Origin of the sequence: uncultured Fibrella sp. (assembly GCF_964250085.1) — a bacterium.
GTDB lineage: Bacteria > Bacteroidota > Bacteroidia > Cytophagales > Spirosomataceae > Fibrella.
The window spans coordinates 62,529-75,995 of sequence record NZ_CAXUEC010000009.1 but is presented as its reverse complement, the minus strand read 5'-3'; the positions used below and the strand labels follow the sequence as shown (position 1 = coordinate 75,995).

At 52.9% G+C, this 13,467-nt stretch carries 13 protein-coding genes; 3 read left to right on the top strand and 10 right to left on the bottom strand.

All coding sequences use genetic code 11. The features are described 5' to 3' along the window. The first annotated feature begins 93 nt into the window (after window positions 1–93). On the top strand, window positions 94–1,773 hold the full coding sequence (locus ACFE8Q_RS23340) for a gliding motility-associated C-terminal domain-containing protein (protein ID WP_375447854.1): 1,680 nt from the start codon (window positions 94–96) through the stop codon (window positions 1,771–1,773). Here ACFE8Q_RS23340 and ACFE8Q_RS23335 read toward each other — a convergent pair. Further along, window positions 1,762–2,925, bottom strand: coding sequence for an acyl-CoA dehydrogenase family protein (locus tag ACFE8Q_RS23335; RefSeq protein ID WP_375447853.1), 1,164 nt, complete (start codon window positions 2,923–2,925; stop codon window positions 1,762–1,764). The genes ACFE8Q_RS23340 and ACFE8Q_RS23335 overlap by 12 nt on opposite strands. 375 nt (window positions 2,926–3,300) lie before the next feature. Here ACFE8Q_RS23335 and ACFE8Q_RS23330 point away from each other — a divergent pair, with 375 nt between their 5' ends. Together ACFE8Q_RS23330 and ACFE8Q_RS23325 are read left to right on the top strand one after the other, a co-directional pair. After that, window positions 3,301–4,614: a UDP-glucose dehydrogenase family protein gene (locus ACFE8Q_RS23330; protein ID WP_375447852.1), complete on the top strand. Its 1,314-nt coding sequence runs from the start codon at window positions 3,301–3,303 to the stop codon at window positions 4,612–4,614. Window positions 4,615–4,672: 58 nt separating this feature from the next. Next, window positions 4,673–5,653: a UDP-glucuronic acid decarboxylase family protein gene (locus ACFE8Q_RS23325; RefSeq protein ID WP_375447851.1), complete on the top strand. Its 981-nt coding sequence runs from the start codon at window positions 4,673–4,675 to the stop codon at window positions 5,651–5,653. 186 nt (window positions 5,654–5,839) lie between these two features. Here the strand turns inward: ACFE8Q_RS23325 and frr are convergent, their stop codons facing one another. From frr to ACFE8Q_RS23280, 9 genes are all read right to left on the bottom strand, one after another. Next, window positions 5,840–6,400, bottom strand: a complete 561-nt coding sequence (gene frr / locus ACFE8Q_RS23320) for a ribosome recycling factor (protein WP_375447850.1) — start codon at window positions 6,398–6,400, stop codon at window positions 5,840–5,842. Between the two features lie 117 nt (window positions 6,401–6,517). Then, window positions 6,518–7,249: a UMP kinase gene (pyrH, locus tag ACFE8Q_RS23315; RefSeq protein ID WP_375447849.1), complete on the bottom strand. Its 732-nt coding sequence runs from the start codon at window positions 7,247–7,249 to the stop codon at window positions 6,518–6,520. A 224-nt stretch (window positions 7,250–7,473) separates the two neighbouring features. Continuing rightward, window positions 7,474–7,971 (bottom strand): biotin/lipoyl-containing protein, encoded by a 498-nt coding sequence (locus ACFE8Q_RS23310; RefSeq protein WP_375447848.1) that lies wholly within the window; start codon window positions 7,969–7,971, stop codon window positions 7,474–7,476. Between the two features lie 106 nt (window positions 7,972–8,077). Then, window positions 8,078–9,205 (bottom strand): hypothetical protein, encoded by a 1,128-nt coding sequence (locus ACFE8Q_RS23305; RefSeq protein ID WP_375447847.1) that lies wholly within the window; start codon window positions 9,203–9,205, stop codon window positions 8,078–8,080. Window positions 9,206–9,296: 91 nt separating this feature from the next. After that, window positions 9,297–10,217 carry a DMT family transporter gene (locus ACFE8Q_RS23300; protein ID WP_375447846.1) on the bottom strand — a complete coding sequence of 307 codons (921 nt, stop codon included), beginning with the start codon at window positions 10,215–10,217 and terminating at the stop codon, window positions 9,297–9,299. Window positions 10,218–10,325: 108 nt separating this feature from the next. Beyond that, the gene (gene dusB, locus ACFE8Q_RS23295) at window positions 10,326–11,315 is read right to left on the bottom strand and encodes a tRNA dihydrouridine synthase DusB (protein WP_375447845.1); all 990 of its coding nucleotides are present in this window, start codon (window positions 11,313–11,315) and stop codon (window positions 10,326–10,328) included. 165 nt (window positions 11,316–11,480) lie between these two features. Continuing rightward, window positions 11,481–12,302 carry a TPM domain-containing protein gene (locus ACFE8Q_RS23290; protein ID WP_375447844.1) on the bottom strand — a complete coding sequence of 274 codons (822 nt, stop codon included), beginning with the start codon at window positions 12,300–12,302 and terminating at the stop codon, window positions 11,481–11,483. A 35-nt stretch (window positions 12,303–12,337) separates the two neighbouring features. Next, window positions 12,338–12,763 carry a TPM domain-containing protein gene (locus tag ACFE8Q_RS23285; RefSeq protein ID WP_375447843.1) on the bottom strand — a complete coding sequence of 142 codons (426 nt, stop codon included), beginning with the start codon at window positions 12,761–12,763 and terminating at the stop codon, window positions 12,338–12,340. Between the two features lie 96 nt (window positions 12,764–12,859). After that, the gene (locus ACFE8Q_RS23280; RefSeq protein WP_375447842.1) at window positions 12,860–13,453 is read right to left on the bottom strand and encodes a LemA family protein; all 594 of its coding nucleotides are present in this window, start codon (window positions 13,451–13,453) and stop codon (window positions 12,860–12,862) included. Window positions 13,454–13,467: the final 14 nt, after the last annotated feature.

The window sequence follows — 13,467 nt, the reverse complement described above, 5'->3', positions numbered from 1 at the left end:
AGTCACTTTTAATAAGAAAGGGCTAAATAAAAAATAGTATCGCCGTGATTGTCATAGATTTACAGTAGAAGAAAGATAGTCTGTAGCTAGTCAATGATAGATAAATACCAACGGGAAACGGTAATCAGGTACGTGCTCATAGCTCTGTTGCTGACCAGTAGCCGGTTAGTCTGGGCGTCGCATATCATGGGCGGCGAACTCACCATGCGGGTGACCAACAATACGCCGGGCCTTTTTCTGGTTCAGATGAATCAGTATTGGAACGAATTGAATGCCAACACGGGCAATCGTGATCCCAGTGCTACAGTGGGCATTTTTCGGAAGCGCGACAATGCGCTGATGGATACGGTACGGCTGGTTTTTCGGCAAGCCAGTTCGGTCGCGTATAAAAATGTGCTTTGCGCTCAGCAGCGTAATCTTCGGACGCTGAAAGCCATCTACAACGCCACCATTCAACTCGATAAAAACCGGTACGCTGACGCGGAAGGCTATTACATATCGTGGGATCGCTGTTGCCGGAATAACGACATCAGCAATATTGCCAACGGTACAAACGTGGGAATGCTCTTTTATATGGAGTTTCCGGCGATGGTACGGAATGGCAGTAACGTCGTAAACTCGTCGCCCGAATTTGGCTTTCCAAACGGGGAGTACATCTGTCAGGAAAAGCTGTTTACCACCGATTTCAGCGCGACGGATGCCGACGGTGATGAACTTCGTTACTCAATCGTGACGCCCATGCGCGGGTTCACCTCGTTCGCCGATCCGCTGGTGTTACCCGTTTCGCACAGTTCGTTTCCGCTTGTTAGCTGGTCAACCGGGTTGAGTGCGCAAAACGCTATTCCCGGCAATCCGGCCCTGGCCATCAGTTCAACGGGAAAGCTGTCTGTAAAGGCAAACCGGCAGGGGCTGTTTCTCTTCACCGTGCAGGTAGAAGAGTGGCGTAATGGCGTTCGTATCGGGCTGGTTCGCCGGGATTTCCAGTTGCCCGTTGTCGACTGTAATGCCGTGACGCCGCCCCCCGCCGTGATCCTGAGTAAGGGACAGGCGCTGTCGGCGGTGTCCGTATGTTTGCCCGCTTCGGTAACGCTGACGACCGAAAACGATCCGAAGTGGTCGTATCAATGGCAGAAAAACGAGAGCAATCTGATTGGGTCAACTGGTCCGACGCTAACGGTGGCTACTTCAGGTACGTATACGGTTGTGAAAAGCTCGGCTACGACCTGTACCAACGAAACGATTTCGCAGGCAGTTTTGGTAACCCTGTCGCCGAGCCTGACGTTGACCGGCGAAACTTATTACCGCGTTGCGCCGACGGTTGGCGTTCCCTTGCCCGTTCGGCCGAGTTTGCCCGGTACAACGCTGACCTGGCGTCCACCGCTGTATCTGGATGATCCTGCGTCGCTGAACCCGGTATGTACGCCCCTCGATTCGGTTACGTATCAGGTGACTGGCACTAGCCCGGCTGGTTGTAAGGCTGGTCTGCGGATTCGGGTAGTGGTGGCCAATCGGCTGTTTATTCCGTCGGCATTTACCCCCAATGATGATGGCAAAAATGACACGTGGACGTTGCAGAACATCGAGTCGATGCCGGATGCCGACGTGTTTATTTTCAATCGCTGGGGCAGTGTGATCTTCTACTCGAAAGGCTACGCAACACCCTGGACGGGGCGAGTGGGGGATACACCCGCCCCGTCGGGCCTGTATACGTACCTGATCAGAACCGGCTTTCCCGGCGAAGAATACCGGGGAGAACTGACCTTACTTCGCTGACTTGATGAGGTGCCGGGCGATTACCAGTTTCTGAATTTCGCTGGTGCCTTCGCCAATGGTACACAGCTTGGCATCGCGGTAGAATTTCTCGACCGGAAAATCCTTGATGTAGCCGTAGCCACCCATAATCTGAATGGCCTCATTGGCAACCCGTACCGACACTTCGGAGGCAAACAACTTAGCCATTGCCGACGCTTTAGTGACCGGCTTATGCTGATTCTTCAACTCCGAGGCGTGTTCGATCAGCAGCCGCGACGCTTCAATATCGGTAGCCATATCGGCCAGTTTGAACGAAATACCCTGGAAATTAAAGATCGACTGACCAAATTGCTGCCGTTCCTGCGCGTAGGCCAGTGCTGCTTCATAAGCGCCCATCGCAATCCCCAGGCTCAGCGCGGCAATCGAAATACGGCCACCGTCCAGGATTTTCAGCGACTGCACAAAGCCCTCGCCAACGCCACCCAGCCGCTGGCTGTCGGGAATCCGGCAATCCTCAAAAATCATTTCGGCGGTTTCAGACGCCCGCATTCCCAGCTTGTCTTCTTTCTTGCCACCCCGAAAACCCGGCGTGCCGCGTTCGACCACAAAGGCCGTGGCGTTGTGGGGCGTGTTGGGTTCACCCGTACGGGCAATTACCACCGCTACGTTGCCCGACCGGCCATGCGTAATGAAGTTCTTAGCCCCGTTGAGCAGCCAGTCGCCGTTGTCCTGCTGAACCGCGCGGGTACGCATGTTGCCTGCGTCCGAGCCAGTGTTTGGCTCGGTGAGTCCCCAGGCACCAATATGCTCGCCAGAAGCCAGTTTCGGTAGGTATTTCTGTTTCTGAGCTTCCGAACCAAAGGTTAATATATGGTTGGTGCAGAGCGAGTTATGCGCTGCCATCGACAGGCCCACGGCACCGTCGACTTTCGATAATTCAACAATGGCAGCTACGTATTCGTGGTAGCCCAGGCCCGCTCCGCCGTAGGTTTCGGGAACAAGCATGCCCAATAGGCCCAACTCGCCCATCTGCCGGAACTCATCGGCCGGAAAGTGTTGATCGTCATCCCATTCCCGAACGTGTGGGGCCAGATGCCGGCCGGCAAAGTCGCGCACCGATTCACGAATTAGTTGGACATTATCAACTTGGTTTTCTACTATTTCTATAGTCATGGCAATTCGTTAAGGGCGTTGTATATTGATGAAGTAGTCAGTAATATATAGTGAGATAACCGAATTCGGAAGCCGATGTTTCCCGTAGCCACTCGATAAAAAAGTGGCCGGTAGGCGTATACGCTAATTGTCAGAATAGTATAGTTCGATCCTAAAAAATTACCACATAATAGAGGGTATATAGGGCATTCCAGCTATAATCCAGGTGATCGGCTAATTGGCAAAAAAATCACTTAATCAGTGTATTGCGTCGCGAATTCGTGCAATTAGGAAAAACGTCTATTTTTGTGACCGCCAATCAGCCATGTCAAAATAGTACAAAATAACATGTGGCCCAACGGCTCAAAAATCGTCTATAGAATATAATCCATTTGTATGAAAATAGCAGTAGTAGGTACGGGGTACGTAGGGCTGGTTACCGGCACCTGCTTCGCTGAGACCGGCAATCAGGTTACTTGCGTCGACATTGACGAGCGGAAGGTTGAAAAGCTTAACAACCGCATTATTCCCATCTACGAACCCGGCCTTGATGTGCTGTTCCACCGGAATGTGGAAGAAGGCCGTTTGAAATTTACGACCAATCTGGCCGAAGGAATCAAAGGCGCAGAGGTCATCTTTCTGGCCTTACCAACGCCTCCGGGCGAGGATGGATCGGCCGATCTAAAGTATATCCTTGGCGTCGCCAATGATCTGGGACCAATCCTGGAGCAATATGCGGTGATCGTCGACAAAAGCACCGTGCCCGTGGGAACAGCCGAAAAGGTACACGCGGGTATCGTTAAAAACGCCAGGGTCGATTTCGACGTGGTGTCTAACCCGGAGTTTCTGCGTGAAGGTGTAGCGGTTGAAGATTTCATGAAGCCCGACCGGGTCGTGATCGGTACCAAATCGGAGAAAGCCAAATCGGTGATGAACCGGCTCTACGCGCCGCTGGTTCGCCAGGGTAACCCCGTCATTTTCATGGACGAGCGCTCGGCCGAGATGACCAAGTATGCCGCCAATGCGTTTCTGGCTACCAAAATCACGTTCATGAACGAGATTGCGAATCTCTGCGAAAAAGTAGGCGCCAACGTCGACGATATCCGCAGAGGCATTGGCACCGACAGCCGGATTGGCAAGCGGTTCCTGTTCGCCGGTATTGGCTATGGCGGTAGCTGCTTTCCCAAAGACGTGCAGGCACTGGCTAAAACAGCCCAGGATTATGACTACGATTTTAAAGTGTTGCAATCGGTGATGGACGTGAACCATGCCCAGAAAAAGCGCCTGTTGCCCCTTATCAAACAGCACTTTGGTGGTGATCTGACGGGAAAAACCATCGCCGTTTGGGGTCTTGCCTTCAAGCCTTATACCGACGATATCCGGGAAGCACCCGCCCTCGACAATATTCGCGAACTACTGGCGGCTGGTGCCAAAATAACGGCCTATGACCCGGAAGCCATGGAAAACGTACGTAATATTCTGGGTAACCAGATCACGTTTGCCCACACGTCATACGCGGCCCTCGACGATGCCGATGCGCTGGTGATCATGACTGAATGGCCAATGTTCCGCACGCCCGAATTCGAGAAGATGAACCTGTTGCTGAAGAGCAAAGTGATTTTCGATGGTCGTAACGTCTACGAACTCGATCAAATGCGCGAGATGGGGTATACGTACTACTCGATCGGCCGGGAGGTCGTAAGCAATTAATAATCGTTGGCGTAACCTCCTCCAGGGGATTACGCCAACGATAAATTCACTGACAACTATGAAACGAGTATTGATAACGGGAGGGGCCGGTTTCCTCGGGTCGCATTTGTGTGATCGATTCATTAAGGAAGGCTACCACGTTATTGCGATGGATAACCTGATAACGGGCGATCTGCGTAATATCGAGCACCTTTTCAAGCTGCCCAATTTTGAGTTCTACCACCACGACGTATCCAAGTTTATCCACGTACCTGGCGAACTGGATTACATTCTGCATTTTGCGTCACCGGCCAGCCCGATCGACTACCTGAAAATTCCAATTCAGACGTTGAAAGTAGGGTCATTGGGGATTCACAACTGCCTGGGCCTGGCCCGGGTGAAAAAAGCACGGGTGCTCATCGCGTCAACCTCCGAAGTATACGGTGACCCGAACGTGCATCCGCAGCCGGAAGAGTACTGGGGCAATGTAAATCCGGTTGGCCCACGTGGCGTGTACGACGAAGCTAAACGATTCCAGGAGGCGATGACGATGGCGTATCATACCTATCATGGCCTGGAAACCCGTATTGTCCGAATTTTCAACACCTACGGGCCACGTATGCGCCTCAACGATGGTCGGGTGTTGCCCGCTTTCATTGGACAGGCGTTACGTGGTGAAGATTTGACGGTATTCGGCGATGGCTCGCAGACGCGCTCGTTCTGCTACGTGGCCGATCTGGTCGAAGGAATCTACCGTCTGCTGCTGAGCGATTATGCGTATCCGGTCAACATCGGTAACCCGGTCGAGATTACCATCAAAGAGTTTGGCGAAGAGATTATCAAACTAACAGGTACGTCGCAGAAGCTGATTCTGAAGCCGTTACCCGTTGATGATCCGAAACAGCGCCGCCCGGATATTACCAAGGCGAAAGAACTGCTCGATTGGGAGCCTAAAGTGTCGCGCGAGGAAGGACTGAAAATTACGTATGACTACTTCCGTAGTTTGCCGCAGGAAGAACTTTATTCGGCCGCCAACCACCGCGATTTCGTGAAGAAGTAAAGTGTATCGCTCAAACGATTATATTTACGTCCGGTAAGTCCACAGGGCTTACCCATTTAGCTGTCTTTAGAAAACCTGCAAGCTTTTCGTTTGCAGGTTTTTTGTTGCCAAACATCGCACAGGGCACCAGCCCTGTAGTGAAAATAGGAATGCTTTACTACAGGGCTGGTGCCCTGTGCGACATTTTTATACCGTCAGGATATCGCGCTCTTTGGCCGAATATGTCTCATCGACGCGGCTGATAAAGGCGTCGGTCAGTTTTTGAACGCGCTCTTCGCCTACTTTTACGGCATCTTCCGATACCCCTTCTTTGGTCAGTTTACGGATGGCGTCGTTGGTGTCTTTGCGGATGTTGCGCACGTTCACCTTCGCCACTTCGATCTCTTGTTTTACGCGTTTCAGCAGGTCGCGACGGCGTTCTTCATTCAGCGGTGGCACGCTCAGGCGGATCAGTTCGCCATCGTTCATGGGCGCAAGGCCGATGTTACTGTTTCGAATCGCTTTCTCGATCTCACCGATCATCTTCCGGTCAAACGGTTTGATGGCAATGGTGCGGGCGTCGGGCGTAGTGACAGAGGCCACGTTGGTAATCGGCGATTTAGAGCCATAATAGTCGATCTGAATACCACCCAGCATATCGGGCGACGCCTTGCCCGCCCGGATCTTGGTCAGTTCGATAGAGAGGTGTTTAAACGCCTTTTCCATCGTCTCTTTGGCGTCATCGAGGTATAATTCAATCTCTTCCATGTTTAAATTTTAGTCATTACGCTGCGTTGTCATTAAGTGGTCACTAAATAGTCATTTTTTGTTTTACAACCAGTGACCATTTAATGCTTATCAATGACGCGAAGCAAATGACTATTTTTATTTTGGTAAATCTACGGTGATTAACGTACCTACGTCTTCGCCGAGCACGAGGCGGAGCAGGCTGCCGGTCTCGTTCATGTTGAAGACGATGATGGGAAGATTATTTTCCTGGCAAAGCGTAAAGGCGGTGAGGTCCATTACGCTCAATTTCTTTTCGTAAACGTCCTGAAAGGTAATGTGCGTGTAGCGCGTGGCCGTTTTATCTTTCATCGGGTCGGCGGTGTAGACGCCATCAACCTTCGTGCCTTTCAGCACCACGTCGGCTTCGATCTCGTTGGCGCGCAGGGCGGCCGTGCTGTCGGTGGTGAAATAAGGGTTACCGGTACCGGCGCCGAAAATGACGATGCGCCCTTTTTCGAGATGCCGAACAGCCCGGCGGCGGGCGTAGGGTTCGCAGATTTGCTCCATCTTGATGGCCGACATCACGCGGGTGAACATGCCCTGCTTCTCAAATGAGCTTTGCAGGGCCATTGCGTTGATGACCGTGGCCAGCATGCCCATATAATCGCCCTGAACGCGGTCGATGCCTGAACGTTCGCCCGAGACGCCCCGGAAAATATTGCCACCCCCAATTACTACCGCCACTTCGACGCCCAGTTCGATGACCTGCTTGATTTCTTTGGCGTATTGCTCCAGAATAGCCGGGTCGATATTATAGCCGCCAGGGCCAGCGAGTGCTTCACCGCTCAGTTTGAGCAGGATGCGTTTGTACTTGGGTTGTTGAGCCATGCGTAGGTGCCGTTTTTGCGGGGGCAAAGATAAGGAAACCCGCGAAAGGTAGGAAGAGCAACGACCACGAATGGGCGAGATTCAGAGGAGCCGGGTATTTGGCCCTTGACTAGAGCAGGTACGTTGCCTGCGGGGGTATATGTGTTGCGAGTGCAGACCCAGGGCCGTAGCCAGCAGGTGTTTCGGGTAACTGCTAATAAAAACGTATTAGCAGTTACCCGCTTCTAAAACTCAACCAGTACCTGCCCTTTCTCCACGCGGTCGCCTTTCTGGACTTTTATGGCTTTAACGGTGCCGTCGCCTGGGGCTTTAATGACGTTTTCCATCTTCATCGCTTCCAGAATCAACACCGTATCGCCTTTGCTTACAACACTGCCCACTTCGAGGCTGATGCCCACGATGAGGCCGGGCATGGGGGCTTTAATGTTGTTGACTTTGCTGGCGGCGGCGTTGCTCATGCCCATCTTTTCGAGCAGCAGATCAAACCGGTCTTTTACCGCAACGTCGTGAATATGCCCGTTGATTTTTAGTTGTACCGTCTTGGTGGCCGCATCGACCGCCAACACTTCTACTGAATACGACCGGTCGCTTTTCAGGATGTGATACATACCCTCGCCCAGTTTTGATAAATCCCAGTCGTAGGGCTGATCGTTGAGCATAATGCCCGCAGGCTGAATGTCGATACTGACGGGAGCGGCGTTGTTGACGGAAGCAGTATACATGGAGTTATGTTAAGTTTCGAGTCTCAAATCTCAGGTTTCGAGTGCTGCGCTTGCTTACCAACTGGTGGGCAAGCGCAGCACTCGAAACCTGAGATTTGAGACTTTTTCAGACTTTTTTCGGCGTCAGAAAGGTACGAACAGGTTTTGTAAATACGCCCGATAGGGTCGACACATACACCGTATTGCGGAAGGTAGCCACCGACGTGATCTGGTTTCCGTACAGCCCTGTATTGTCTAACTCAACGGCTGTCAGTTTGGTTGGCGTTATGGTTAGCTGAAAAAGCTGGCTATTATACCAGGCAATGAGCTGATTGTTCACCTGGCGTATCTGCAATGATTGATAATCAGCCGGAAGTTGGTCGGTAAGTACCTTCCAGCTAACACCCTGATCAGTAGATGCAATCAGTTTGAGCGATTGAGTATTTGCGTACGTCAAGCCGTAGAGCGTGCCGTTTCCCACAAAAAAGCGCAGGATACTATACGGGTACGTCTGCTGATACGAACCGTTCGGCGCAATCCGGTAGGCACCGCCTCCTCCGTAGGTAGCCACAAACAAATAGTTGCCCTGCGCAACCAGATTGCTTACCTGTCCCGTATTCGGAATATGGATAGGCAACACACTCCTGACACTGACGTATCCGCTGGTGGGCGCTATAACCGTTGAAACCAGGGCCAGGTGCAACGTATTTCCGTCGATCACGGGCGTTTGGTAACTTCGGTCGTAGTTGCTGTAAGGGATCAATACCTGCTGCTGCTGGTTGATGGCCATGCAGTCGCCGACTGAATAGGGGACCAGGTTAAAATCGGCAAAGTCGGGGTCTACATCCTTCATCCGCACCACGGCATTTGAATAATTGGCAACCGGGCTGGCTACGGAAACGAGGTTGACAGTACTGGTGTTGGCGAAGGCAAGTAACTGACTACCAATAGCTGGCCGCTGATACGTGTTGCCGTAGGGTTGGGCCTGGCCACTGTAGTGCACGAAGGTCGTATCTGTGCCGGGCCGCGATTCGCCGGGGGCAATGGATGTTGTCTGGCTACCTGCCAGAATGATTCTGCTGCTGTCTGCGTAGCTGTTCAGTTGAATTTTGTTTCCGTAAAGAAAGGCATCACTGGCCTGCCAGCTAAGGCCGGGATCGGGGAGAGGCGTGGGCGTATCCGGGGCTTTTTCCTGGCAAGACCACAGCCCGCCAACGACTACTAATGACAGGCCGACGCGACGTAAAGAAGACATAAAGTTGCAGGTTGAGTAGGAGGGCAAGTATACCAACCGTGCAGAGATTACCCGTTAAATTACTGTGAATTTGATCGACTGGGCACAACGTTTATTTCTGCCGATTTACCAGGTAAATGCCCAGCAGGCTGATCGTGAGACCGAGGTATTGCTGGGGGTAAATCATTTCGCCGTCGAACAAACCCCAGACAACAGCCACCACGGGGATCAGGTACGTTACCGACGCCGCAAATACGCCCGACGCCAGTTGCACCACCCGGATAAATAGTACCGACGTAATACCCGACGCCATAATGCCCAGAAACAGCACAGCACCCAATGGAATGAGGGCGTCGGCAGCCACGGCCCGGCTGATAAAATCGGTAGAAAGCAGGAATATCCCAGCGATCGGGCCAACAAAGGCAAACGTCCAGGGCGTAGCTACGAGGGCGGGTAAGTGACTCAGGTACTTGCCAATAAGGTTGGTATTGATGCCGTACATGACCGTGGCCAGCACCACCAGAAAGGCGTATCCGTTGATGGTGAACGTACCCGTAGCACTGAAAAACACCAGAATAAGCGAGCCGGCGAAGCCCAGCAGAATACCCCAAACCTGATTGGCCTTAAACTGCTGCTTAAATAATAACGTACCTGTAAGCAACACAAACAGCGGACTGAGTGAGTTTAACGTACCTGATAACGAGCTGCTTAAATGTGCCCCCGCTTCGGCAAACAAAAAGGCCGGTAGTAAAAAGCCGAGCACACCCGATGCCAGCAACGCCAGCCAGCGGCGACGAAGCGCCAATTGCACGTCGGGCTGACGAGCCTGCACAACGAGGAACGGAACAAAGAAGAGAAAAGCGAAAAAGATTCGTCCCGACGCCACCTGCTGCACGGTGAAAGCGCCCAGTGCCTTTTTCATCATAATGAACGAGCTACCCCACACCAACGCCATGCAGGTAAGCAGTACCCAGGCAAGCACCGGGCGTTTTTGGGTAACAAGAACAGGTTCCGGCGTAGTTGTTTCAGTCATATAGAGATGATGGGTACACGGCTTGGGCGGATTAAAGGGATTTTCGCGGATTTATAATGGGTACCGCAGCAGCGGACCGCGCGGTACCCATTATAAATCCGCGTACCATTAAGCCATGACGCCGTCGTATGTTTCGCATACCTCAGCGAGGATACCCAGGAGTTCATCGTAAGAGTCGGCAACGACGAAGCGCATACGGAACTGTTTGAAATCGGGCAGGCCTTTGAAGTAATTGGTGTAGTGGCGGCGCATCTCGAAAATACCCAGCCGGTCGCCTTTCCATTGAATGGAGAAGTCGAGGTGTTTGCGGCAGGCGGCTACGCGGTCGGTTACGGTTGGTGGGGCAAGGTGTTGCCCGGTTTTGACGAAATGCTTGATCTCGTTGAAAATCCAGGGGTAGCCAATGCTGGCGCGACCAATCATGACGCCATCGACGCCGTAGCGGTTTTTGTACTCCAGCGCTTTCTCGGGAGAGTCGATATCGCCATTGCCGAAAATCGGAATCTTGATACGGGGATTTTCTTTCACCCGGCCAATCAACGTCCAGTCGGCTTCGCCTTTGTACATCTGCACGCGGGTACGTCCGTGAACGGTAAGCGCCTGAATACCAATATCCTGAAGGCGTTCGGCTACGTCCATGATATTCTTGGTGCTATCATCCCAGCCGAGGCGGGTTTTCACCGTTACGGGCAGGTGAGTGGCCTCTACAACCGCTTTGGTCATGAGCACCATCTTCGGAATGTCCTGCAAGAGCGCGGCCCCGGCACCCCGGCAAGCCACGTTTTTCACCGGGCAGCCGTAGTTAATATCGATCAGGTCGGGGTTGGCGCGGGTGGCAATGCGGGTACATTCACCCATCGTTTCAATGTCTGATCCAAATAGCTGAATACCAATTGGCCGTTCATATTCGAAAATGTCGAGCTTCTGAACGCTCTTGGCCGCATCGCGGATGAGCCCTTCCGATGAAATGAACTCCGTGTACATCAAATCGGCCCCGTTTTCCTTGCAAACTGCTCGAAACGGCGGGTCGCTGACATCCTCCATCGGAGCCAGCAGCAACGGAAAATCACCTAATTCAATTGACCCAATCTTAACCATAATCCCTTTCTACGCTGTACGTTCTTTCCAACGCCGGGCAAGATGGAATAGTTTGTCAGGCACAACATCCAATGTTTCACAGTCTGCTGCCCTTTGTTTCGCTGCTACCCAGCGAGACTGGCGATGTAGTAGCGCAATAGAGGAAAGTAGACCGAGGACTCATTTTTAGTAGTCGCCACCTGCGCCACCGCCGCCAAAATCGCCGCCACCGAAACCGCCGAAGCCACCACCACCTCCACCGCTGCTGCCTCCCCCAAAGCTACCGGACGAACTGCCCCAGCCCGAGAAGGTGGTGTAGGGCAGGAACATGCCGCCCCCGCCCCGGTAACGGGTGCCGCCCCCTCCGCCGCCGCGTGAGCGAATCACAAAGAAAATGATTACCCCAATGATGAGTAACCAGATGAAGATCTCGCCTCCGCCCGAATCGTCGCCTGAGCTAGAGTCTGCTTTGTATTCACCCGTAGCCCGGCGGAACATTTCGTCAACGGCCTGATCGAGGCCCTGGTAGTATTGCTGCTGTTTGAAATTAGGCGCGATGATCTGACTGATGATCCGTTTGGCAATGGCGTCGGGCAACGCGCCTTCCATCCCGCGGCCGGTGGCAATGTATATTTTACGGGTTCCGGTGGCCCAAAGCAGCACCACGCCGTTATTCTTGCCTTTCTGGCCCACTCCCCACTTACGCCCAATGGAGAACGCATAATCAGCGGGCTCGTAAAGACCTGTCGATTTAACCACGACAATGGCTAGTTGCGACGAGGTTGAGTCGTTATACGCGACGAGTTTTCGCTCCAGTTGCTGTACCTCGGTTGGCGACAGCATACCCACCAGGTCGTTGACCAGACGGGGCGGCGCCGGGCGGTTGGGCAATGAATCATCGGGCACTGTCTGTGCGTGCAGCGTTACGGAGAGTAGCAGGCAAAGCAGCCACAGGCCCCCGGTGAGCCTGGCAGATAACAACCGGAAAATAGATCGGGAAGCAGTCACGGAGTACAGTGAAGTCTGGCGGAGCTATGTAGGGCTCAGCCGAATGAAATATCGTCGGGCAGTTCGTTGACGTCGTCGCTGGCGCGCGGGAAAAACGCTTTCAGGTGCTGACCAGCTCGCTCGATGCCCTGGCTCAGGCCAATCGCATACTCGTTGGCGGCAAAGTGCTGGCGCATCAGACTCTTGGTGCTCTCCCAGAAATCGGCAGGCACTTTAGCGTCGATGCCACTATCGCCCAGCACGGCAAACTTCCGGTCTGTGTGGGCCACGTAGAAGAGCACGCCATTTTGCTCTTTCGTCTGATGCATGCCTAAATGGCGAAACACCTCGATGGCTCGCTTTACGGGGTCGCCATTGGGGCAATTTGCTTCAATATGCACCCGGATTTCGCCCGACGTTTCGCGTTCGGCCTGCCGGATGGCGGCAATAATCTGCTGCTGCTGGTCGGGAGATAGGATCATAGCTTGTCAACTAGCAATTATCAATGATCAATGGCTTTGCCAGGCAACGTACCTGAGCAATGCTACAATTGATCATTGATAATCGGTTATTGATTTCTACTTCTTGGTGCCGAAATCGACGGTTGGGGCGTTCTGAGCGGCGGCACTGGCTTCAAACAGGCCTTTGCGGGCGAAGCCGAAGATGCCGGCAAAGATGTTGTTCGGAAACGACCGTACCGACTTGTTATACTCAGTGGCGGCTCCGTTGAAGTCATTCCGCGCCACAGCAATTCGGTTTTCGGTACCTTCCAACTGGGCCTGTAATTCCGAGAAGTTCTGTGTGGCGCGTAACTGCGGATAGTTCTCAGAAACGGCCAGCAATCGCGACAGAGAACCACCGAGTTGGTCCTGAGCGGCCTGGAATTTCTGGATATTTTCGGGAGTCAGTTGATCGGCCGATAATTTGATCGACGTAGCACTGGCGCGGGCCTCGATAACGCTCTGAAGGGTGCTTTTCTCGAAATCGGCAACGCCCTGTACGGTACGTACCAGGTTGGGAATCAGGTCGGCCCGGCGTTGGTATTGCGTTTGTACCTGGCTCCAGTACTTATCGACGTTCGTATCTTTATCAACTAAGCCGTTGTATGAACTACAGCCATACATACCGAATATAGCGGCAACAACAATAAAAATGATTAATCCTCTTGACATGGTTTTACGTGGTT

Bases quoted from the DNA above. Each gene is read 5' to 3' on its own strand.
- frr (WP_375447850.1), bottom strand. From the start codon at position 6,400: ATGGAAGAGATTGAATTATACCTCGATGACGCCAAAGAGACGATGGAA.
- dusB (WP_375447845.1), bottom strand. From the start codon at position 11,315: ATGGTTAAGATTGGGTCAATTGAATTAGGTGATTTTCCGTTGCTGCTG.
- ACFE8Q_RS23340 (WP_375447854.1), top strand. From the start codon at position 94: ATGATAGATAAATACCAACGGGAAACGGTAATCAGGTACGTGCTCATA.
- pyrH (WP_375447849.1), bottom strand. From the start codon at position 7,249: ATGGCTCAACAACCCAAGTACAAACGCATCCTGCTCAAACTGAGCGGT.
- ACFE8Q_RS23300 (WP_375447846.1), bottom strand. From the start codon at position 10,217: ATGACTGAAACAACTACGCCGGAACCTGTTCTTGTTACCCAAAAACGC.
- ACFE8Q_RS23335 (WP_375447853.1), bottom strand. From the start codon at position 2,925: ATGACTATAGAAATAGTAGAAAACCAAGTTGATAATGTCCAACTAATT.
- ACFE8Q_RS23325 (WP_375447851.1), top strand. From the start codon at position 4,673: ATGAAACGAGTATTGATAACGGGAGGGGCCGGTTTCCTCGGGTCGCAT.
- ACFE8Q_RS23280 (WP_375447842.1), bottom strand. From the start codon at position 13,453: ATGTCAAGAGGATTAATCATTTTTATTGTTGTTGCCGCTATATTCGGT.
- ACFE8Q_RS23310 (WP_375447848.1), bottom strand. From the start codon at position 7,971: ATGTATACTGCTTCCGTCAACAACGCCGCTCCCGTCAGTATCGACATT.
- ACFE8Q_RS23285 (WP_375447843.1), bottom strand. From the start codon at position 12,763: ATGATCCTATCTCCCGACCAGCAGCAGCAGATTATTGCCGCCATCCGG.
- ACFE8Q_RS23330 (WP_375447852.1), top strand. From the start codon at position 3,301: ATGAAAATAGCAGTAGTAGGTACGGGGTACGTAGGGCTGGTTACCGGC.
- ACFE8Q_RS23305 (WP_375447847.1), bottom strand. From the start codon at position 9,205: ATGTCTTCTTTACGTCGCGTCGGCCTGTCATTAGTAGTCGTTGGCGGG.